The following is a 22,064-nucleotide window of genomic DNA, read 5'->3' as shown; positions in this document are numbered from 1 at the left end:
TGGATTTACATAATGCCGCAGCATGAGCCAGAACAATCAGGAAAACTGGACGCATATAAGAGAAAACCTGTGTTGTGTTTGACAGAAGGGCACTGTAAATTTGTCAATCCTGTCAAGCGAAGAGGGGGCGGGGATGCAGCGAACGGTTTGTAATTTTCTGTCAAGGATTGGCGATGGCTGACCAGAAGATTTTCGCTGGGCCGCGCATCCGCCGCATCCGCGGCGCCAAGGGTCTGACCCAGACGGCGATGGCCGAGGGGCTCGGCATCTCGCCGTCCTACCTCAACCTGATCGAGCGCAACCAGCGACCGCTGACGGTGCAACTGATCCTGAAGCTCGCCTCGGTCTACAAGGTCGATCCGCATGAGCTTCAGGGCGAGGCAAGGGGATCGGTCGCTGCCCTCAAGGAGGTGTTTACCGATCCGCTGCTGGTCGGCGAACTGCCGGGAGATCAGGAACTGATCGAGTTTGCCGAGGCGGCGCCCAATGCCTCCGCCGCGGTGATAAAACTGTTCCGAGCCTATCGCGAGCAAGCCGAGCGGCTATCCGATCTCAACCAGCTTCTGGCCCGCGAGGGCCGGGCGACCGCCCTCTCCGGCGCCCGCCTGCCGATCGACGAGGTGCACGAGATTTTCGAGCGGCGCCCGAACCATTTCGCCTCGCTCGAGGAAGAGGCCGAGGCGTTCACGTCGGTGCTCGATCCCGGCGACGACTTGTTTGGCGCCTTGAAGGCATGGCTGAAGCGCGAATACGGCATCGTGGTGAAGGTTCTGCCGGTCGCCACCATGCCGAACTGGCGCCGCCGCTACGACCGCCACTCGCAGCGCCTGTTCCTATCCGAGCGTCTGTCGCCGTTCGACCAGTTGCGTGAAGTCGCAATGGAGGCCTGCCTGATCCGTATGACGGTTGCGGTCGCCGGCGAGATCGAGGCGCTGAGGCTGACCACGGATGAGGCGCGCCGCCTTGCCCGCTTCGAACTCGGCCGCTACGCCGCCCATGCGCTGATGATGCCCTATCAGCCCTTTCACGCGGCGGCCGTTCGCTCACGCTACGACATCGATGTCCTGCGCTCGCGCTTCGGCGTCTCCTTCGAGCAGGCGGCAAACCGGCTGACCATGCTGCAGCGGCCAGGTGCTTCCGGCGTGCCCTTCTTCATGCTGGAGATCGACAATGCGGGAAACCGCTTCCGCAAGGCCGGCAGCCAGGGCTTTCCGCAAAGCCGCTTTGGCGGTGGCTGTCCCAAGCTTCCCGTGCATGTCACCTTCACCCAGCCGGGTCAGATATTCGTCGAGGCGGTGGAAATGCCCGACGGCGCCGAATTCCTGTGCATCGCCCGCACGCTGGAGGGGCCGCAAGGCGCATTCTCCGAACGACCGCGCCGCACGGCACTGCTGCTCGGCTGCGACATCGGCTTACGCGACGACATCGTCTATGGCACGGTGCTGCCTGGCTCGGCGGCCGGCGCGAAGATGGGGGCGGGCACCGTCGTGGCGACGCCTGTCGGCCCCGCCTGCCGGCTTTGCGAGCGCGTTGGCTGCCTGGCGCGCGCCGAGCCGCCGGTGACGCGACCGCTCGGCCTCGACGAGATGGTGACCGGCTTGAGTGCCTTCGACTTCCAGTAACGCCGCAGCAAAGGTGCCACAATCGTCGCCGGTCTCTGGATCACCCACGTCTTAAGTCTTTGCGTTACGCGAACACAGCAGTTTTTTGTCGTCTCTTGCGCATCGTCCCGTCAACAAAAGCTCGACAGCCGCGCCCATGACAGCCACAGCATCATCGCCGGGCCTTGTTGCGTCGACCGGCCTCGCTACCTCGACAGTCTCGCCGCGCGAGGAACGCGTCGGCATGCTCCTGGTCTTCCTGTCGGCGCTGATGTGGAGTTTCGGCGGCACCATCGCCCGCTTCATCAGCGTCGGTGACAGCTGGACGGTCATTTTCTGGCGCTCTGCCTGGGCTGCCGCCTTCCTGCTCTGCTACATGGTCTGGCGTGATGGCTGGCGCGGCATGGTGAAGTCATTCCGGGAAATGGGCCTGCCGGGCATTGCGGTGGGGTTCTGCTTCGCCATTGCGTCGACCTCGTTCGTGGTGGCGCTTGCTTATACGACCGTCGCCAATATCCTTTTGATGCAAGCCGGCGTGCCGCTTCTGGCGGCTCTGTTTGCCTGGGCGCTGTTCCGCGAAAAGGTAACCGTCGCGACCTGGATAGCGATCGCCGCCGTCATCGCCGGCGTCGCCATCATGGTGTCTGAATCCCTTGACGGCGCCGTCTCGCCCATAGGCGATGGACTGGCGCTGCTGATCGCGTTCATGTTCTCGATCGCCACCGTCATCACCCGGCGCTTCTCCAGCGTGCGCATGACGCCGGCGACCTGTCTCGGCACGATCCTGGCGGCGGGCTTCGCCGCCTCGCAGGCTTCGACCTTCGCGGTATCGGCCGGCGACATGGGCTTCCTCTTCGTCTTCGGCGTGGTCAATCTCGGCCTTGGCCTTGCTTTCTTCGCCACTGGTGCGCGCTTGATCCCGGCGGCGATCGCGGCGTTGCTCGGCACGTTCGAGCCGATCCTGGGGCCGATATGGGTCTGGCTCATCCATTCCGAGGTGCCGTCCGGGCGCACCATCGTCGGCGGCGCGGTGGTGGTTACGGCGCTGCTTGTCCATATCGGGCTCGAATTCAAGCGCCAGGCGCGGCCGCAGCGGGCTGGGGTCACCGGAGTGCCTTCGCCTAATTGATGCGGGCGCCGAAGCTTTGCCCATTGACAATGTCGCTGCCGCCCGGGCAGGCTGGGACCACGGCAACAACAAGACAGGCGTATCTTGCCAAGTCTCCCCGGCGGCCCGATCGAGACCGGACCACATTCTAGTATCCCTGACCGCACGGTGGCGAAAGCTTCTGACGGCATCGTAATTCCTTCCCGCCCCGACCGAGTGGGTGGCCTTCGGTGGTATGCCGAATGGCGGCCGTCGACCTCTGGAAAGCTCAACAGTCTAAACCAAATGCCCGGCCGCGCGGCGATGTCGCGACGCGCCGGCAATGGAACACTCACCAAAGGAGAATAGCATGATCCGCAAAGCACTCTGGCTTTCGGCAACCTCGGTATTTCTGGCGCTTTTGACGCCCGCCGGTCACGCCGCGGACCGCGTCGTCAACGTCTTCAACTGGTCGGATTACATCGACAGTTCGATCATCGATGATTTCACCAAGAAAACCGGCATCAAGGTCGTTTACGATACGTTCGATTCCAACGAGATCCTCGAAACCAAGCTGCTCGCCGGCGGCAGCGGCTACGACGTCGTGGTGCCGAGCGGCAATTTCCTGGCCCGCCAGATCCAGGCCGGTGTGTTCCAGAAGCTCGACAAGTCGAAGCTGCCGAACCTCTCCAACATGTGGGACACGGTTACCGAGCGCACCGCCAAATACGATCCCGGCAACGAATACTCGGTCAATTACATGTGGGGCACGGTCGGCATCGGCTACAATACCAAGAAAGTGCAGGCAGCGCTCGGCACCGACAAGATCGACAGCTGGGATACGTTCTTCAACCCCGATAGCCTGGCCAAATTGAAGGATTGCGGCGTCTATGTGCTGGATTCTCCATCCGACATCCTGCCGGCGGCGTTGAAGTACCTCGGTCTGGACCCCAACAGCACCTCGCCCGACGACATTGCCAAGGCCGAGGAAGCTCTTCTCAAGGTCCGTCCCTATATCCGGAAGTTCCACTCGTCCGAATACATCAACGCACTTGCCAATGGCGACATCTGCCTGGCGGTCGGCTGGTCGGGTGACGTGTTCCAGGCTCGCAACCGCGCGGTCGAGGCCAAGCAAGGCGTGGAAATCGGCTATTCCGTGCCGAAGGAAGGCGCCCAGATGTGGTTCGATCAGATGGCGATCCCCGCCGACGCGCCACACGTCGCCGAGGCGCTTGAATTCATCAACTACATGATGACGCCGGAAGTGATCGCCAAGTCGTCGAACTATGTCCTTTATGCCAACGGCAACAAGGCATCGCAGCAATTCGTGGACAAGGCGCTGCTCGACGACCCCTCGGTCTATCCGGACGCCGCGACCTTGCAGAAGCTCTATACCACCCAGCCTTACGATCCCAAGACCCAGCGCATCGTCACGCGCAGTTGGACCAAGATCGTCACCGGCCAGTAGGCAATCCGACGCGGCCCCGGCAGCCAACTGCCGGGGTTGATTTCTTTTGGGGAATAAAAAAGCACGGAGTGGGGATATGAAATCGCTTGGCAGCATCCGCAGGGACTTCGCGCCATGGAACGACCCGAACGCCAAGCCATATATCCAGTTCGACAAAGTCACCAAGAAATTCGGTGACTTTACCGCCGTAAACAATCTGTCGCTGACCATTTTCGAGCGTGAATTCTTCGCTCTGCTTGGCGCATCGGGTTGCGGAAAGTCGACGCTGCTCAGGATGCTTGCCGGCTTCGAGGAGCCGACGGCCGGACGCATCCTGCTCGACGGCCAGGATCTGCGCGGCATTCCGCCCTATCGCCGGCCGGTCAACATGATGTTCCAGTCCTATGCCCTGTTCCCGCATATGACGGTCGAGAAGAACATCGCCTTCGGCCTCAAGCAGGAAGGCATGCCGAAGCCCGATATCGAAAAGCGCGTCGCCGACATGCTGAAGCTGGTCAAGCTCGAGCAGTTCGCCAAGCGCAAGCCGCATCAGCTCTCCGGCGGTCAGCGCCAGCGCGTCGCGCTTGCCCGCTCGGTCGCCAAGCGACCGAAGGTGCTGCTGCTCGACGAGCCGCTCGGCGCGCTCGACAAGAAATTGCGCGAGGAAACTCAGTTCGAACTGATGGATCTGCAGCAGGAGCTTGGTCTCACCTTCGTCGTCGTCACCCATGATCAGGAAGAGGCGATGACGATGGCCGACCGCATCGCCATCATGGACAAGGGCGAGGTCATGCAGGTGGCGACGCCGCCGGAAGTCTATGAGGCCCCGACGTCGCGCTTCGTCGCCCATTTCGTCGGCAACGTGAACATGTTCGAGGGCAAGGTTGCCGAACAGGCAGCCAACACGACGCGCATTACAGGTCCAAGCGGCGCTCAGATCGTCGTCGAGAACGGTGGCGCGGCTGCAAAGGCCAATGCGGATATCGTCTTCGCCGTCAGGCCGGAGAAGATCAGGGTCTCGTCTAAGAAGCCGGCCGATGCCGTCAACGCGCTGGAGGGTGAGGTTTACGACATTGCCTATCTCGGCGACATGACTGTCTATCACGTCAGGCTGGACGACGGGCAGATCGTGCGGGCAAGCGCCTTGAACGCGGCCCGTGTGACCGAGGATCCACTGACCTGGAACGATCGCGCCTGGGTGTCTTTCCGGCCCGACGCCGGCGTCGTGCTGGCACGGTAGGGGACGGCCATGTCCAACATCGCCGTTGCCGATGCCGCCGCGCCACCCACTGCCGCCAATCCGTTCCTGACGCGGCTCGGTGCCGGCTTCGTCAGCCGGCTCGTCATCATCGTTCCCTATCTCTGGCTGCTGTTCTTCTTTCTTGTTCCCTTCGTCATCGTCTTCAAGATCTCGCTGTCGCAGACCGCTATCGCCATGCCCCCCTATACCCCGGTGCTCGATTTCAGGGACGGCGTTTCCGGTTTCTTCGCCGGCTTTCGCGACCTCAACTTCGACAATTATGTCTGGCTGACGCAGGACGCGCTCTATTTCAAGGCCTATCTCACCAGCGTCGTCATCGCAGCCATCTCGACGGTGCTGACCCTGCTGGTTGGCTATCCCATCGCCTATGGCATGGCCCGCGCTCCGGCGACAATCCGCCCGACATTGCTGATGCTGGTCATCCTGCCGTTCTGGACGTCGTTCCTGATCCGCGTCTATGCCTGGATCGGCATCCTCAAGCCCGAGGGACTGCTCAACCAGTTGCTCTTGTCGCTGCACATCATCAACCAGCCGCTGGTGATCCTCAACACCTACACGGCCATCTTCATCGGCATCGTCTATTCCTACCTGCCGTTCATGGTGCTGCCGCTTTATTCGTCGCTGGAAAAAATGGACTATTCGCTGATCGAGGCAGCCAAGGACCTCGGCTGCCCACCGACGTCAGCCTTCTGGAAGATCACTTTTCCGCTCTCGCTGCCCGGCGTCATAGCCGGCTGCCTGCTGGTGTTCATCCCTGCCGTCGGCGAGTTCGTCATCCCCGATTTGCTCGGCGGCTCGCAGACGCTGATGATCGGCAAGACACTGTGGAACGAGTTTTTCGCCAATCGTGACTGGCCGGTGTCGTCGGCCGTCGCCGTCATCCTGCTGCTGCTGCTGATCGTACCGATCGTGTTGTTCCAGCATGCCCAGGCCCGCGCGCAGGAGCAGGACAAATGAATACCACCTGGAGCCGCTTCAACATCACCTCGATCACGCTCGGTTTTGCCTTTCTCTATTTGCCGATCGTGCTGCTCGTCGTCTTCTCCTTCAACGAGTCCAAGCTCGTCACCGTCTGGGGCGGCTTTTCCACCAAATGGTACGTATCGCTGTTCCACAATCAGGGCCTGATGGACGCCGCATGGGTGACCATCCGCGTCGGTCTGATTTCAGCGACCGTGGCCACCGTTCTCGGCACAATGGGGGCCTTGGCGCTGACCCGCTACACACGCTTCCGGGGCAGGGTCCTGTTCTCCGGCATGATCTTCGCACCATTGGTCATGCCTGACGTCATTACCGGCCTCTCGCTGCTCCTTCTGTTTGTCGCCATCGGCATGGATCGCGGCATGACGACCGTGATCCTCGCGCATATCACCTTCACGATGTGCTTTGTCGCTGTTGTCGTGCAGTCGCGGCTTGTCAGCTTCGATCGCTCGCTGGAAGAAGCCGCCATGGATCTTGGCGCGCCGCCCGTGAAGACCTTTTTCCAGATCACCCTGCCAGTCATTCTGCCGGCGATCGTGTCCGGCTGGATGCTGGCCTTCACGCTGTCGCTGGACGACCTTGTCATCGCCAGCTTTGCTTCGGGCCCCGGCGCCACCACGCTGCCGATGAAGATCTACAGCCAGGTCCGCCTCGGTGTGACGCCGGAGATCAATGCCGCCTGCACCCTCCTGATCGCGATCGTCACGATTGGCGTCATCATCGCTTCGGTCGCCAATAAGCGGCGCGAGGTGCAGCGGCAGCTTGACGAGCGGGCCGCGCAGCGCGGTTAGAGCGTTTCAACTGAGCGGCCAGGCCTTATTCGCCCGAAACGCCGCGGCTGATGGGTGAAATGAACGGCGTGCTCCACGTGCCGCCGACGAAAAACGACGACTGGTTGGGTCCCTGCTGGCCGCTCTTCTGGGTTGCTGGCTGATCCGGCTGGATAACACCGCCCGACAGCGCCAGTCCGCGTCCTGCGTAGGATGCGATGCCGGAAAGCCAGATCTTGTATTTCGCCGAATTGGCCTCGGCCTTGTCCAGTCTGGCCACGCCTCGCGAAATGGTTGCCTTCACTTCGGCGCCATCGATGGGCAGCGTCCCGTCCGAGACATCGTCGAGCGCGAAGAAGCCGCCTTGTTCGGTATGCTTGAGAAAGGCCGGCAGGTTGAATTTGCTGAGCGCGCCAGGGCCAAAGGTCGCCGAGACCGAGCCGTCGGCGTTCTCAAAAACCGAATCCCAAGTCCTTCCTGGTCCCTTGAGGATGACCGAAACGGTGCCCGTGCCGACCGGCACCAGCCGGGTCATCCCGGCCGCGGTGCCGAACGCGCCGCCATCGACATCGGAAGCCAGCAGCCGGATCTCGACCTGGGTGCCCTCTGGCTTGCGGTCGAAGCGAAGGCTGGTCTGGATGTTGCCGCCGAAGGCGGAGGCGTCGGAGATGTCGAAGACGGAAAGGCCGTCCTTGACCTGCGCGGTGGCCGCGACATCGGCAAGCTGGATGCTCCCTGCCGTGGCATGCGCTGCCGACAGCCTGAGATCGAGGTTGACCCGGTCAGCGAAACTTGTGTCGATCTGACCTGGCTCGCCGCTGTTCGCCGGTCCCAGCGACGTGAAGGCGGATAGAAACGACCTGAGGTCGAGCGTGTCGAAGGCCAGCGTGCCCGAGATCACCGGCTGTGCCTCGCCAAGCGACACGTCCAGCGCACCCATGCCCGGATTGTTGTCTAGCGCCAGCGCCGTGTTCTCGAACTTGACGCGTCCGGCCGATGCCGTGACCTTGCTCGAGATGCTGACCGAGCCGATCGCGGCGCTCGGCGCGATGCCGGCCTGCGACCATTCCAGTACGCGGCGCAGCGAAGGAGCCGCGAATTTTACCTGGCCGTCGAAATAGGCGTTTTCGGACATGCTGGCCGTGCCGTCGAAGGAGAAGGTGGCCGGCGCCGCCTTGAAGGACAGGGTCAGCGGCGCCATGCCCCCGGCAAACAGGACCAGCGGCCTCGGCGAGGCGGCGTCCACGGTCACGCTTTCGCCACGCCAGATCCCGGTCGCGGACAGTGTCGCATTGCTGTTCATCGCCGCCCAGGTGGCCTGGCCGCTAAGACTGCTCAGGATCTCTTCATCCTTGCCGTTGACGGACGCCACCATGCGACCGTCCCTGAACTCCACGGTGCCGAAAGTGTCGGCCGGCAGCTTGTCGAGGTCGGGCTTGGCGGGGTCGGCGTTGACCAGGCCGCGAGCCGCGTCGATGGAGCGCGCGATGCGCCCGCCGGTCGGCGCCGTGGGCAGGAACAGACCGTCCGCCGTGCGCTGGACCCGGATCGTCGGCCGCACCAGCCGTGCCGTCGAAAACACCACGTCACCCTGCAATGCCGCCATGGCCGAGAGGTCGACCTCGACCCGTTCGGCTTCGACGACCGGCGGCGCATCGCCTTCGGTCCACTTCGACAGCGTCACATCGGTCAGGATCGCGCGGAATTTTGGCCAGACCTCGATGCGTGGCGATCCCTCGATGGCAACCCGAAAGCCGCTCCAGGCGCTCAATTCCCACGCGATGCGGTCACGCACGATCCGCGTCGAAGCGATCAGCGGCAGCGCCGCGATCACCAGAGCGATGACGATCGCGGCAGCGCCGATCGCCCATACTCCGCGGCGGATCAAGGATGATGGCATATAGCCCCGTATGCTTCCATTCCGACAAAACGAGCGTCCGACGGGTGTAACCCCCTGCCGTCACTACGACTTAGGGCCGACGCATTTCAAGTCATTATGGCCCGGCGATGGCATTTGCGCACACCTGACCGCATCGGCCCAACAAAATCTTGCTCTGCTGCGCCGCGATATGCATAAGCGATGGCGACCGTGGGAGGATCGATCATGGCTGGCGAAGTACCGCTCTGGACCCCGACACAAGACCAGATTGATGCCTCGCCGTTGACCGCTTTCATGAAGGCCGCGGCAGAGAGTACCGGCAGTCCATTCTCGTCCTATGCCGACCTCCACCGCTGGTCGGTCGAGAACCGGGAGGCGTTCTGGGATCTCGTCTGGGATTTCTGCGGTCTTGAAGGCGACAAGGGTGAACGACTGCTGCTCGACGGCGAGAAGATGCCCGGCGCCTCCTTCTTTCCGGACGCGTCGTTGAATTTCGCCGAAAACCTTCTGAAAAAGACCGGCACCGGCGAGGCCATCGTCTTTCGCGGCGAGGACAAGGTCGAGAGGCGGCTGTCGTGGAATGAACTGCATGGCCTGGTCTCACGCCTGCAGCAGCTTTTCCTGTCGCTCAAGGTGAAGAAGGGTGACCGTATAGCGGCGATGATGCCCAACATGCCCGAGGCCGTCGCCGCCATGCTGGCCGCGGCCTCGATCGGGGCGGTGTGGTCATCCTGTTCTCCCGATTTCGGCGAGCAGGGCGTGCTCGATCGGTTCGGCCAGATCGAGCCCGTCATCTTCATCGCGCCGGACGGCTATTGGTACAATGGCAAGGCGATCGAGGTCGCCGACAAGGTCAAGGCGGTCGCGGCCAGGCTCGGCGGCGTCCGCAAAGTCCTGCTCGTCGACTATCTCGGCACCTCCGCCGACGTGGCTGATACCATCGACAAGGCGGTGGCGATGGAAGAGGCCCTGTCGCCCTTTGCCGCCAGGCCCGTCATCTTCGAGCGGCTGCCGTTTTCGCATCCGCTCTACATCCTGTTTTCGTCCGGTACCACCGGCGTTCCCAAATGCATCGTCCATTCCGCCGGCGGCACGCTCATTCAGCATGTCAAGGAACATCGGTTGCATGCCGGCCTCGGCGATGGCGATCGATTCTTCTATTTCACCACCTGCGGCTGGATGATGTGGAACTGGCTGGTTTCGGGCCTCGCGTCCGGCGCCACGTTGCTGCTCTACGACGGTTCTCCCTTCTATCCTGACGGCAATGTGCTGTTCGATTTCGCCGATGCCGAGAAGATGACCTTTCTCGGTACCTCGGCCAAGTTCATCGATTCCGTGCGCAAGGCCGGTCTCAAGCCGATCCGCAGCCATGATCTGTCGACGATACGGGCCATATCCTCCACCGGATCGCCGCTTTCCCCCGAGGATTTCCGCTTCGTCTATGATGGCATCAAGAAGGACGTGCACCTGGCCTCGGTGTCCGGCGGCACCGATATCGTCTCGTGCTTCGTGCTCGGCGTGCCGACCCAGCCGGTCTGGACCGGGGAGATCCAGGGGCCGGGCCTAGGCCTCGCCGTAGACGTCTGGGACGATGACGGCAAGCCGGTCCGGCAAGAGAAGGGGGAACTGGTATGCACCAGGGCGTTTCCGTCCATGCCGATCGGCTTCTGGAACGATCCCGACGGCAAGAAATACCAGGCGGCCTATTTCGAGCGTTTCGACAATGTCTGGTGCCATGGCGATTTCGCGGAATGGACCGATCATGGCGGCATGGTCATCCATGGCCGCTCCGACGCGACGCTCAACCCCGGCGGTGTGCGCATCGGCACCGCCGAGATCTACAACCAGGTCGAGCAGATGCCGGAAATCCTGGAGGCGCTGTGCATCGGCCAGGATTTCGACAATGATGTGCGCGTCGTGCTGTTCGTGCGGCTTGCCGCCGGTGTCAAGCTCGACGACGATCTCGAAAAGCGCATCCGGGCCAAGATCCGCGGCGGCGCCAGCCCACGCCATGTTCCGGCCAGGATCCTCGCCGTCTCCGACATCCCCCGCACCAAGTCGGGCAAGATCACCGAGCTTGCGGTGCGCGACGTGGTCCACGGCCGCGCCATCAAGAACAAGGAAGCGCTGGCCAACCCGGAAGCGCTGGAGCTGTTCCGCGACTTGCCGCAGCTCGCGCAATGAACGCGACCGGCATGGTTAACGAAATATGCCGCACGAATTTACCTAGATTTCATGAGTGGTACACATTCGTAAATTTTTTGCCGACCCGGTAAGGACTTGTTAAGGCCCGGCGTCGATAGTCGCACGTAACTTGAGGGAGAAATCCCGTTCCTCAGCCCCGAGGATCTGAATTCAGCTCAAGCCCCCGTTGTGACAGCAATCTCATTTCCTAAGGCGTCCTATTGGGCGCCTTTTTTCTTGGCTTGCTATTCCGCCAGCACCCGGGTCGAGGGGAACGCAACCTCCACCAGCGTGCCTTCGGCGGGCGTCGAGTTGATGGTGAAGCGGGCGCGGTTGGCCTCCACCATCGCCTTGGTCAGCGGCAGGCCAAGGCCGGTACCGTCGCCGCGCCCGCGCTTCAGCGCGTTGATCTGCTTGAACGGCTTCAGCGCCTGCTCGATCTCGGCCTGACTCATGCCGATGCCGGTGTCGCGCACCCGCATGACGACGTCGCCCGAGGTCTCGTAGGCGGTCGAGACGATCACCTGACCGCCAGCCTGGGTATAGCGCACGGCGTTGGACAGGATGTTGAGCGCGATCTGGCGCACGCTGCGCAGGTCGGCCACCACTTCCGGCAGCCGCGAGGCGAAGCTGGAGCGGATGATGACGCGTTCGCGGTTGGCCTGGGGCTGCATCATCGCCACGGTTTCGGCCAGCGTATCGTTGAGCGACACCGCCTCATAAGCCATTTCCTGCTGGCCGGCCTCGATCTTCGAGATATCCAGGAGGTCGTTGACCAGATCGAGCACGTGGTTGCCCGAGCGGTTGATATCGCGCAGATAATCGCGATAGCGGTCATTGGCCACCGGCCCGAACTTCTCGTCCACCATCAGTTCGGAAAAGCCGATGATGGCGTTGAGCGGCGTGCGGATCTCGTGGCTGATGCGGGCGAGGAAATCTGTCTTCTGCGAGGAGGCGCGTTCGGCCACCGCACGCGCCTGGGTGAGATCCTCTTCGGCCCGTTTCCACTGCGTTATGTCGCGCACCACGGCACAGAAGCCGCTGTCATTGGGCAATCGGCCGATGGTCATGAACAGCGGGATGAAGCGTCCCTGTGCTTCGCGGCCGATCACCTCGCGGCCGTCATTCAAGACGCTCGCCACACCAGGCTCCGACAGGCCGGTGAGATAGTCGCGCGCCGCGCGCTGGCTCTCGATGGCAAACAGCGAGGCGAACGGCTTGCCGGTCACCTCGTCGCTGTCGAAACCGAACAGCGCCTCGGCCGGGCGGCTGATCGAACGGATGGTGCCGTCGCTGCCGATCAGCACGACCCCGTCGGTGGCGGTGTCGATGATGGTGCGCATCTCGGCGATGCGTGCCTTGAGTTCGGAAATGTCGGGCTGCGTCGGCTCCTGGCCGATCGCGTGCGCCGCCGCCGGCGCATCATCCTCGCCGGAACGGCGAACGACCAGCATCAGGGCCTTGCCGTCGCGCCAGGGCACGGAGCGCAGGATGGCGTCGATCGGGAACTCCTGCCCGTCGCGCGTCTTCAGCCGCAGCGCCCGGTCGGTGCCGTCGGAGGCGCCGTCATCNGCCGTCATCGGCATAGGGATCGGCAAACAAGGCGCCGAGGCCGCCCGCATCCTCCAGGTCCTCCAGCGTCGCGTACCCGGTCAGGTCGAGGAATTCCTCGTTGGCATAGTGCAACTGGTCGCCCGAATGGATGATCAGCGGCACCGGCAGCTTGCCAAGCAGCGATGTGTCGGGCGTCTTGTTTTCTGTGCCGACGGAAAAAGCCGACGGCATGAACCCTTCGGTCTTGAGCGGCGGTACGTGCAGGCGCGGCTGCTGGATGGGCGTCTCGGCCGCATGATGCGTTCGCTCGGTGGCCGCAACAGCTTGATCGGCGGATGCAGTTGCTGCGTCGCCGCTCCAATCCTCGTCATCCTCAGCGTCGCGAAAATCGTCTGACGTCATGCCGTCGTCATCCGCCGGTGCCTGGGCAGGTTCTGCCTGCGCCACCGCCTCGCCATTCTCGGTCGTCGCCGCCTCTTTGTCGCTGTCGTCGGCGGCATAGTCCAGCAGGGAGCCCGAGGCCTGTGGCGGCGGGGATCCGGAGGCAGGCGCCTGTTGTTCTGCATGGTCCGGTTGCGCACCGTCGAGCCGCGCCAGATCCTTCCGATCCTCGGCGTCGCTTGGGGAAAATTCGCCCGCATCCGGCTCGTCTTCCGCATCGGGCGCCGACATCTCATGCGCCGGGTCGCTCGCCGGTTCCTGGTTCGAATCTGCTGGCCCGGCATTCGGTTTGGCGATATCCGCCCGCGGCTTCGCATCGGTCTCCGGCTTGGCCGCGTCGTGCGGCCCGGGCAAAGACCCTGTTCCGGCACCTTGTTCCGCCTGCCTTGCCGGCTCGGCTGCTGCCGGCGGCTCCGCCGTGGAACTGTCTTTCTTCAGCCGCTCGCCGATCTCGCGGAATGCGCTGCGTTCCAGCGAGGACAGCCCCTTGTCGTTGGCAGGCTGCCGGTGTTCGGCCAACCGGATGACCTTGTCGGCAAAGCGCCGCTCCGGCTTCGGGACGATGGTCAGCGCCGGCACTTCGCCCTTGAACGGATCCGATGCCTTTGGCTCTTCGGCCTTCGAGTCTTCCGGCACTGTCTCCATTGCTTCCGGCTTGGGTGCCGCCGGCATTTCGCCATTCGGCACCAATGCCATGCCGATCGCCTCGGGATCGACGACCGCATCCCCGGTTCGCGCGACGCCGAAGCCGCGGAAGCCTTCGAAGGCGCGGCCGCGGCCATAGACAGGCAATGCCGCGAGGTCGACAGGGATCTTCAGGTCGGTACCGACGACCGGCCACAGCACCGAGCGGCCGGACCAGGTGTCGCGCCGCTCCAGCAGGCCGGCGATCTCGCCGGATGCATCAAGGCCGAAGGCCGCCGCCACATCCCGGAAGCGCCGGCCGATCACGTCGGCGGCTGGATGGCCGACGAGATCGGCGAATTCTGGAGACAGCGCGCTAAACTTGCCCTCGGCGTCGGTCCGCCAGACAAAACGCATCGGTGCGGCCGAACGGTCTATGGTCCGGGTGGCCATGGTCGCGGTCGGGGCTACGGGCGAGGTGGCCTCGTCCTGCGTTACGCTGTGCGCCGCAGCTTCGGTGCCGACCGCCTCTGCCACCCGTTTCGGTTCCGGCAAGGCTGGCGCGTCGTCTTCTCCGGCATTGAAATACCAATGATCGTGCTGGCCCGGCGTGCCCGCAACCGGCAGATCATTGTCGGCAACGGGTGTCGGCCCGGCCGGCTCCTCGATTTCCTGCGCTGTCGGTTCCGGCATATCGCCAGCCATTGGCTCGGAAGGGACGTGTTCGTGCTCGGTCGCGGCAGCGGCGGGCAACCGCTCGTTCGCCTCTGTCCGCGTAACATCGGCTGTCGCCCCATTGTCCTGCCGAGGATCGGATTCTGTCGCGGCGGTTGCCGCCATCCGAACGCCAATTTCCTCGGCGCGGCTTTCCGTTGTCGCCGGCGAGCCGTCTGCCGGAGCCGCGCTGTCCTCGAGTTGGTCCTCGTCGATCACCACCAGCAGATGCCGCTCCGGCGTCAGCCGGGCGAGGCCGGCGGGGTAGGAGTTCATGCCGCCCGGAACGAGGCGCTTGACGATGCGCTCGCCCTGGGCCGCGACGTCGGCCACCAGCGCCGCCAGTGTCGCGGGCTGGATGTCGAGCGCCGAAAACCCCTCCGAGGCGGCCTCGACATTGCCCTTGCCATCAATGAAGGCGATGAAATGGCCGTCTTCGGTAAAGCCGCTGATTGCCCGGCCGGCGATCTCGGCGGCACTGCGCGAGCCGGTCCGCGCGACCGGTACCGCCAGCATGATGGCATTCTCGCCATCGGGCAGCGTCACGGCACTGGCGAGAAAGCCGACGGCGCGACTGGTCATGCCGGTCGCCAGGCGCACGGTGATCGATCGATCGACGCCGATCTTGGGAAAACCCTTGGTCGCCATGATCTGGCGGCGTGCGATCAGCGGCAGCCGCGCCGAGGCCCCGATGATCGCTTCGATATCGGGATAGCCAAACATGGCGGCGCCTGGCCCGTTGGCCCAGATCACCTGCTCGAGGTCCACCGACAGGATCGCGATCGCGTCGCCGGCGGCAAACCGCAGGCGGACCGCGTCGAGCACGGCGACGTCGAGGAAGGAATATTCGGACGGCATGCGCTTGGCGAACCCTCACGGAGCGGCGAATTTGCAGTTAACGCTTTGTTAATAAAAGCCGCAGCCACGAAGGTCCACAAGCCAGAACGTGCAACGGCTGAATTTTGGCCGTTTGGTTAACGTCCGAAAACATTTTTTGTGCACTGCAACAAAGATATTGCAATGCACAAGATTTGCCTTTATATTGCCATCATACATGAACGAGACGGCTTTCTGTCAAAGCCGCTGCCAAAGGATGGAAAATGTCCAGGACCAAGACCGCCGAGACGATCGAAAACGTTGAATTCCCGAGCTTCGACGCTTCCAAGGCCACCGACCAGATGCGCGCTTTCGCCGAAAAGGGCGTTGAGCAGTCGAAGGAAGCCTACGCCAAGCTCAAGACCGGTGCCGAGGAGACCCAGAAGGCCCTGGAGTCGACCTATGAAACCGCCAAGGCTGTTTCCAGCGACCTGTCGCTCAAGACCATCACCGCGCTGCGCGCCAATGCCGAGGCCGGCTTCTCGCATCTCGAAGCTCTGATCGGCGCGAAGTCGCTGTCGGAAGTCGTCGAGCTGCAGACCGCGTTCCTGCGTAAGCGCGTCGAACTGACCGTCGAGCAGGCCAAGGACTTCCAGGCCGTTGCCTCGAAGGCGGCCGAGGACGTCTCGAAGCCGATCAAGACCGCCTTCGAGAAGGCGATCAAGGAAATCAAGGCCGCCTAATAGCGCATCGTCCGCGGATGCAACAAAAGGTCGCATTTTGTCGGACAAATAGATGTGAGATAGTGGCGATCAAGCGAGAATACCCGGCGAGTGGAACCTCCTCCCTCTGCTCTTCGGGGTAACCAGCCAGCACCTCCTCCCGCTGGCTCGTAACAGGAAAAGGCCGGCACCTCCTCCCGCCGGCCTTTTTCTTTGCCCGGCGAAAGGTGCGCCGCTGTAGGGAAGTGGCCTTTGCTTTGCAAAAGCCTTGAATTAGAATTGATAAGCCCGTAAGGACGCATCGCCGAACGAAAGAGCGGACCGCGGAGAGTGAACCTTCCACCCCGGTCCTCCTACTAACGTTAAGACGTGCCGTTGTAGCTCAGATGGTTAGAGCGCCGGATTGTGGATCCGGAGGTCGCTGGTTCGATCCCAGCCAACGGTACCACTGGTTTTCCATTAAACTATTGAATTTATTGTGAAATTTTACCTTTGGCGGCAGGATTTGTATTAAATAGATATCGCAATTGGGACCCTTGCGGTCAGCCTGAAACTCGCGAGCTATCCAGCGACGGGAACCCTGTCCCTGCCGGATCGTGCCCTGTCGCCGGAGTCGAGCCTGATGGCGGATGAGGTCGACCAGCTGCGCTACGAACCCCGGATCGGTGCCGCCCAGCCGGCCGAGGTCGGCTTCGAGATCCAGGCCGACAGCAGTTCATCCAGACCCGCCACGATGAAGCTGTCGCCAAGCAGTCGCAAGTGCTCTATGCTCCCCGCTTGGTGTCGTGTAGATACGGTGGTCTGGGCAGGGGCGTTCCATGTTCAAAGTCGTCGCATTCTGGTGGAAAACCACAAACGCTCTTGGCGTGATCGTCGCGCTATCCAGCCTATTGCTCGGATCGCAAGTTGCCAGCGCCGCGCCGAACTGGACGCTCGATCCCGCCGCTTCCGTGATCACCTATCAGTCGGTCAAGAAGAACACGATTGTCGAAACCAACAAGATCAGGAACATCACCGGCACGCTTAGCGCGGCGGGCGATGCCAAGGTCAAGTTCGACCTCAATTCGGTCGATACCGGCGTCGACCTGCGCAATGTGCGCATGCGCTTCCTGTTCTTCGAGACATTCAAGTACCCGACCGCCGAGCTGACGGCGAAAGTGGATCCCGCCGCATTCGCCGATCTCGCGACAAAGCGCAGGGTGAAGGCAACCTTGCCGTTCCGTCTCAATCTGCACGGCGTCGACAAGGACCTCGAGGCCAGCGTCGTCGTCACCATGATTAGCGACGCTATGGTGTCGGTCGCTTCGGAGGCTCCGGTCGCTGTCCATGTCGAGGATTTTGGCCTGTTGCCGAACGTCGACAAGCTGCAGCAGGCCGCCAATGTCACTAACATCGTGCCCACCGCGTCGGTGTCGTTCGATTTCGTCTTCACCGCCGACGGCAGCCAGCCGGCCGCCACCCAGGCCGCCGCGGCGAGTTCGGCCGATGTAGGTCCGGTTGCTACGGATGCCGCCAAGGCGAACTTCAGCGACGAGGAATGCCTGAACAGGTTCGCCGTGCTTTCGCGCACCGGCGCCATCTACTTCCGGCCGGCCAGCGCGCGGCTCGATGCGAAAAGCCGTCCCTTGCTGACCGAGGTCGAAGGTGTCGTCGGAAAATGCCCAAGCCTGAAAGTCGAAGTCTCCGGTTATACCGATTCCGACGGCTCGCCGGACGCAAACAAACAGCTGTCGGAGCGGCGGGCCCAGGCTGTTGCTGACGCCGTCGTCGCCGCGGGCATCCCTCGCACGCAGATCACGGCGACCGGCTATGGCGAGGAACGGCCGGTTGCCGCCAACGATACGCCCAAGAACAAGGCTCTCAATCGGCGGATCGAGTTTTCCGCCACCAAGCTCTGAGGTTGCGGTGAGTCCCGACCTGATCGCCCGTTGCGGTGGCCTCTTTCGCGCCGCCGGGCTCGCGGCGCTCGCCCTGCTGTTGACTTTGACCGCCGCCAGCGCCGAGCGCCGCGTCGCACTTGTCCTAGGCAACGCGCAGTACCAGCACGCGGCGCCGCTCACCAATCCGGTGCGCGACGCCCAGGCCATGGCCGAACGCCTAAAGAAGCTCGACTTCGAGGTAGTTTCCGGCTTCGACCTGACCAAGCCGCAGACGCAGGCGACGATCGCCCAGTTCGCAAAACAGGTGCGCGGTGCCGATATCGCGCTGTTCTTCTACGCCGGCCACGGCTTGCAGGTCTCGGGCAAGAACTATCTGCTCCCGGTAGACGCCGCGCTGGAGGACGAGACCTCCCTCGACTTCGAGGCCGTGTCGGTTGATTTCGTTCTGCGCCAGATGTCACGGGAGACCAGCATCAGGCTGGTGTTTCTCGATGCTTGCCGCGACAATCCCCTTGCCGAGGTGCTGGCCAAGACCGCGGGCGTCCAGGGCGCGAGCAGTGGCCTGGCTGAGATCACGATCGAGAATGGTGGCGCCGGCACGCTCGTCGCATTCGCCGCCAGTCCCAATCAACTCGCCTATGACGGGTCGAGTGAACATTCGCCTTTCACCGCCGCACTGCTTCAGCACATTGGCGAATCCAACATCTCCATCACCGAGGCGATGAACAGGGTGACCGGCGACGTCTTCAAGGCAACCGCCGGCAAGCAGCGCCCCTGGATCAACGTTTCGCTGACCACGGAAGTCGTTCTGCACAAGGTCGATCTCAATGCGCCGTTGATCGTGGGCGAGGCAAGCAAACCTCAGACCGAAGGCGGCTCCGATGCCCGCAACACCGGCGCGGCAAGTGCATCAGGCCAAGGTGGCGACCAGCTTGCGCTCGATGTGCTGCGCCAGAAAATCCCCAAGCTGGCGTCGGACGCCCCGATCCTTTTTGACCATCCCATCGATTTCGGCGATGCGGCAATCGACGGCAAGAGCATCGCAGAGCTGATCAAGGGCAAGCCCCTGTTCAGTCCGGTGGAGGGATTGGACAAGTCGATCTGGGAGGGCAAGCATTGCGACGGCTGCCATGAATGGAACGAGGCCCGGCTGTGCGATCAGGCGAAGAATTTCGCCGCCAATGATGTCTCTGTTTTGCGCCTGCAACATCCCCTGGGAACACGCTTCAAGGTGGCGCTTGCCAGATGGGCGCAAGGCGGCTGCAAGTAGGCGGCCCTAATATGCATCCGCCGATTGCCGCAGCGCCTCGATCTCGGCCATCTGGATGCCCATTTCGACAAACGCCGAAAGAACGGCAAACCGGTCCGCGAGAGCGACACGGGCCAGTCCGGCCAGAATCCCGGCATTGACCGCATGTGCAGCAGGAAATGGTTGCAAGGCCGGTGCCATCATCGTGGCCGTGGCCGAACCATCGTCTGGCCATACCGCAGCCAGCGCAATCCAGCCGACCGGCGATGGGGTCGCAGCAGCTGTGCTTAGGACTGCCCGATGGCGGGGATTGTCCGGCTCACCAACCCAGTCGCGAACATGCGCAAGCAGTTCTTGATCGGTTCCATCGAACAGGTCGGTCAGATGGCTGAGGCATTCATGGGCCCACCAGACCCCGGCCCGCTCGGGAAGCAGGTAGGCACAGAAGGTAATCGCTTCCTCGGGAACGCGCCCAGCGAGGAGGACGCGGCAAAACGCGATCGAGTTTTGTTCGGTTGGAAGGGTTCCCATGTCCCGGGCAATAGCGGGACAAGCCGTGAAAAGATCCCGTGCCGTTTTGAATCGGAGCCCATTGGCCATGACCGCCACGCTTTCATCGAGAAGCTCAGGCCACTCAAGCCTCGGGCGCGGCGCGGGTCAAGTCTCAACCGGTGACGCGGCAACAACGGGCGGCACTATCGTGCCCCAGCGTTTATCGACAGACAACTGCCTTGGAATTTGGTATGACAATGTCATTGGAATTGGATGCTCAAAAGGGAGTAGCCGCTATGCAGTGGGGCAGTTCAGCCTTTGTGTTGGCGGTCGTGTTTTTCTCGACCCACGCTTCCGCCGACCCCGTTCAGAAATCAGAAGACATCGTGAAGTTTTTTGCCGGCGCGGCCGATCTCGGCAAGTCGCGAGGAATTTGTGTCGGCACCGAGGAGGAGTGCAAGAGCAAGACCAAGGCAAATGACGCGCCGGGAGAAAAATCAAGCCTCGATATGCTGATCAATTTCGGTCTGGATTCGGCTGCACTCGACACCACCGCACGCGCTGAACTCGACGAGTTCGCCAAGGCGCTGAAGGACAGCCGGCTGAGCACATTCAGCTTCGTCGTGGAAGGCTACACCGACGCCACCGGCACGGTGCATTACAACGAAGGCCTGTCGCAACGGCGAGCGCAATCGGTGGCAGCCTTCCTGACGGCCAGCGGCGTAGAGGCTTCCCGCATCAACGCGATCGGCATGGGCGAAAAGAATCCGCGCAGCCCCAACCCGTACGATCCGCTTAACCGCCGCGTGGAAATGCGGATAAAGACGCAGTAGCGCGGGGCTCTCACTGCTTGAGTACGCTACCCACGGCCACACCGGCGCCGAAGATTAGCGCCTTGGCGAGGAAGCTGTTGTCGTCGCGCGGCGGCGGTCGATCATCCTGCTGCACTATGATCTCGCGGTCGCGCCACTTGTGGGCGATCTGCCGCTGTTTGCCGGGTTTCAGTGCCACCGGCCCCAGCGAGCGGACCTTCTGCACCACCTGCTGTTTTGGCTGCGCCGCCCGGGCTTGATCGGCAGCATATCTGGCACGCACGGCCTCCATCATCGGATCTGTCTGGATCACGAGGAACGCCAACTGCTCGCGCGTCAGATAGGTGGTTTGCGGCAGACCGCTCTTGGCTTGCCAGATACCGATCGCCTGACGGGTCTGGGAGCCTCGCCGTCGAAGGCGATGGCGCCCGGATCCGTAGCATAGGCAATCAGCAGGCCGCCCGTACCGACGCCGTCCGATTTTGCTTCGACCGGCGCCAGGCCGGCGCCTAGTGAGGTGGAGCGGCTTTTCGGCAGCGAGGCCGCCAGCGTCCTTGCCAGCGGATTGTCGCGGCAGGCATCGAGGATGATGACGCCAATCGCCGGGTCGGGCGGTAACGCAGCCATGAAATCGTCGATCTGGATGGTCCGGGTCTTGAGATAGGCCGGCGACGTCAAATCGGCGTCGATCGGTATCAGGTAGTTCTTGCCGTCGACCTGCATGCCATGACCAGCATAGAAAATGACCGCGAGGTCCGCATCGTAGGCTTGCTCGGTAAACCGGCTGATGAGGCTGTGCATTCCAGCATTGTCCTGGTCGACCCCTTCGATCACCTCGAACCCGGCATTGTGCAGCGTCGATGCGATGAGGTGGGCACCGTTGGCGGGATTGGGCAGGCAACCGCATTGATATATTTGCTGTTGCCGATCACCAGCGCGACGCGCTTGGCGTCAGGCGCGGCGGCCTCGGCGCCGAAGGCGGCAAGGAAGAACAGGATAATCCCGCTCAGAAAAACCGCGAACGCTTTCATGGACCAGCCCTCTATCCGCCAGGGTGCAGTGTTGATGTCTGCGCAGCTAGAGCATAATCTGACCTGATGGAATCGCGAGGGATTCCCATCGGGGAGAATATCTGATTCATCATGTCGGCTGNCGAAGCGGTGGTCTGAGGGAGCTGGTGATGACGACGCTAGAGCATAATCTGACCTGATGGAATCGCGAGGGATTCCCATCGGGGAGAATATCTGATTCATCATGTCGGCTGGGTATGGAGGCCAGCAGGCATGGTTAGAGCCATATCGGAGGATTTGCGTTCGCGAGTGATCGCAGCGGTTGAGAGTGGCCTGTCGCGGCGGGCTGCGGCGGATCGTTTCGGTGTTGCCGCGGCAAGCGCGGTCCGCTGGGTCCGCGAATGGCGAGAGAGCGGCGCGACGCGGGCAAAGCCCCAAGGCGGAGACAAGCGCTCCCAGCGGATTGAAGCCTACCGGGATACGATCCTAGCGGTGATCGAAGGTCAGGACGACATCACACTGGTCGAGTTGGCTGAATTT

Annotated in this window: 17 protein-coding genes, 1 tRNA gene and 1 pseudogene; 13 read left to right on the top strand and 6 right to left on the bottom strand. The window is 62.7% G+C overall.

All coding sequences use genetic code 11. The annotated features are described in order from the left end of the window. Positions 1-173: 173 nt before the first annotated feature. From X739_RS142015 to X739_RS142040, 6 genes are all read left to right on the top strand, one after another. A complete protein-coding gene (locus tag X739_RS142015) occupies positions 174-1,622 on the top strand; it encodes a helix-turn-helix domain-containing protein (protein WP_023772830.1) in 1,449 nt (482 codons plus the stop codon). Between the two features lie 136 nt (positions 1,623-1,758). After that, a complete protein-coding gene (locus X739_RS142020; RefSeq protein WP_023772831.1) occupies positions 1,759-2,730 on the top strand; it encodes a DMT family transporter in 972 nt (323 codons plus the stop codon). Positions 2,731-3,058: 328 nt separating this feature from the next. After that, entirely contained in the window at positions 3,059-4,156 is a 1,098-nt protein-coding gene (locus tag X739_RS142025) for a polyamine ABC transporter substrate-binding protein (protein ID WP_023772832.1), read from the top strand. Between the two features lie 76 nt (positions 4,157-4,232). Beyond that, positions 4,233-5,375 (top strand): ABC transporter ATP-binding protein, encoded by a 1,143-nt coding sequence (locus X739_RS142030; protein ID WP_023772833.1) that lies wholly within the window; start codon positions 4,233-4,235, stop codon positions 5,373-5,375. A gap of 9 nt (positions 5,376-5,384) precedes the next feature. Beyond that, positions 5,385-6,353 carry an ABC transporter permease subunit gene (locus X739_RS142035; RefSeq protein ID WP_031252297.1) on the top strand — a complete coding sequence of 323 codons (969 nt, stop codon included), beginning with the start codon at positions 5,385-5,387 and terminating at the stop codon, positions 6,351-6,353. Beyond that, positions 6,350-7,168, top strand: coding sequence for an ABC transporter permease subunit (locus X739_RS142040; RefSeq protein WP_023772835.1), 819 nt, complete (start codon positions 6,350-6,352; stop codon positions 7,166-7,168). The genes X739_RS142035 and X739_RS142040 overlap by 4 nt, the downstream gene beginning before the upstream one ends. Positions 7,169-7,193: 25 nt before the next feature. Here X739_RS142040 and X739_RS142045 read toward each other — a convergent pair whose 3' ends face one another. Beyond that, positions 7,194-9,047, bottom strand: a complete 1,854-nt coding sequence (locus X739_RS142045) for an AsmA family protein (protein WP_023772836.1) — start codon at positions 9,045-9,047, stop codon at positions 7,194-7,196. 204 nt (positions 9,048-9,251) lie between these two features. Here X739_RS142045 and X739_RS142050 point away from each other — a divergent pair, with 204 nt between their 5' ends. Then, positions 9,252-11,210 (top strand): acetoacetate--CoA ligase, encoded by a 1,959-nt coding sequence (locus X739_RS142050; protein ID WP_023795653.1) that lies wholly within the window; start codon positions 9,252-9,254, stop codon positions 11,208-11,210. Positions 11,211-11,455: 245 nt separating this feature from the next. Here the strand turns inward: X739_RS142050 and X739_RS1000000171230 are convergent. Then, positions 11,456-15,401: pseudogene (locus X739_RS1000000171230) on the bottom strand (PAS domain S-box protein). Between the two features lie 242 nt (positions 15,402-15,643). Between X739_RS1000000171230 and X739_RS142055 the strand changes: the two are divergent. The 4 genes from X739_RS142055 (at position 15,644) to X739_RS142070 (ending at position 19,231) form a co-directional block, all read left to right on the top strand. Next, on the top strand, positions 15,644-16,102 hold the full coding sequence (locus X739_RS142055) for a phasin (RefSeq protein ID WP_023772839.1): 459 nt from the start codon (positions 15,644-15,646) through the stop codon (positions 16,100-16,102). 350 nt (positions 16,103-16,452) lie between these two features. After that, a tRNA-His gene (locus tag X739_RS142060) sits at positions 16,453-16,529 on the top strand. 370 nt (positions 16,530-16,899) lie between these two features. Continuing rightward, positions 16,900-17,979 carry an OmpA family protein gene (locus X739_RS142065; RefSeq protein WP_023772841.1) on the top strand — a complete coding sequence of 360 codons (1,080 nt, stop codon included), beginning with the start codon at positions 16,900-16,902 and terminating at the stop codon, positions 17,977-17,979. A 7-nt stretch (positions 17,980-17,986) separates the two neighbouring features. Beyond that, the gene (locus tag X739_RS142070) at positions 17,987-19,231 is read left to right on the top strand and encodes a caspase domain-containing protein (protein WP_023772842.1); all 1,245 of its coding nucleotides are present in this window, start codon (positions 17,987-17,989) and stop codon (positions 19,229-19,231) included. A 6-nt stretch (positions 19,232-19,237) separates the two neighbouring features. Here X739_RS142070 and X739_RS142075 read toward each other — a convergent pair whose 3' ends face one another. Then, on the bottom strand, positions 19,238-19,810 hold the full coding sequence (locus tag X739_RS142075; RefSeq protein WP_031248036.1) for a hypothetical protein: 573 nt from the start codon (positions 19,808-19,810) through the stop codon (positions 19,238-19,240). Positions 19,811-19,998: 188 nt separating this feature from the next. Here X739_RS142075 and X739_RS142080 point away from each other — a divergent pair, with 188 nt between their 5' ends. Continuing rightward, on the top strand, positions 19,999-20,535 hold the full coding sequence (locus X739_RS142080) for an OmpA family protein (protein ID WP_023772844.1): 537 nt from the start codon (positions 19,999-20,001) through the stop codon (positions 20,533-20,535). Positions 20,536-20,545: 10 nt separating this feature from the next. On the opposite strand, the gene X739_RS142085 is transcribed toward X739_RS142080, so the two are convergent. Genes X739_RS142085 through X739_RS1000000170705 form a run of 3 tightly spaced genes read right to left on the bottom strand, consistent with a single transcriptional unit; the run spans position 20,546 to position 21,545 of the window. Next, entirely contained in the window at positions 20,546-20,827 is a 282-nt protein-coding gene (locus X739_RS142085; RefSeq protein WP_156939946.1) for a hypothetical protein, read from the bottom strand. A gap of 23 nt (positions 20,828-20,850) precedes the next feature. Continuing rightward, the gene (locus X739_RS1000000170710) at positions 20,851-21,369 is read right to left on the bottom strand and encodes a caspase family protein (RefSeq protein WP_245273937.1); all 519 of its coding nucleotides are present in this window, start codon (positions 21,367-21,369) and stop codon (positions 20,851-20,853) included. Then, complete coding sequence (locus X739_RS1000000170705; RefSeq protein ID WP_023772847.1) at positions 21,345-21,545, bottom strand: hypothetical protein; 201 nt, start codon at positions 21,543-21,545, stop codon at positions 21,345-21,347. The genes X739_RS1000000170710 and X739_RS1000000170705 overlap by 25 nt, the downstream gene beginning before the upstream one ends. 252 nt (positions 21,546-21,797) lie before the next feature. Between X739_RS1000000170705 and X739_RS142090 the strand changes: the two genes are divergently transcribed. After that, on the top strand, positions 21,798-22,064 hold a 267-nt coding region (locus tag X739_RS142090), incomplete at its 3' end, for an IS630 family transposase (RefSeq protein ID WP_023795650.1).

This window comes from Mesorhizobium sp. LNHC209A00, assembly GCF_000502915.1.
Classification (GTDB): Bacteria; Pseudomonadota; Alphaproteobacteria; order Rhizobiales; family Rhizobiaceae; genus Mesorhizobium.
The sequence above is the reverse complement of the archived record's forward strand: the minus strand, read 5'-3'. Positions and strand labels throughout refer to the sequence as shown.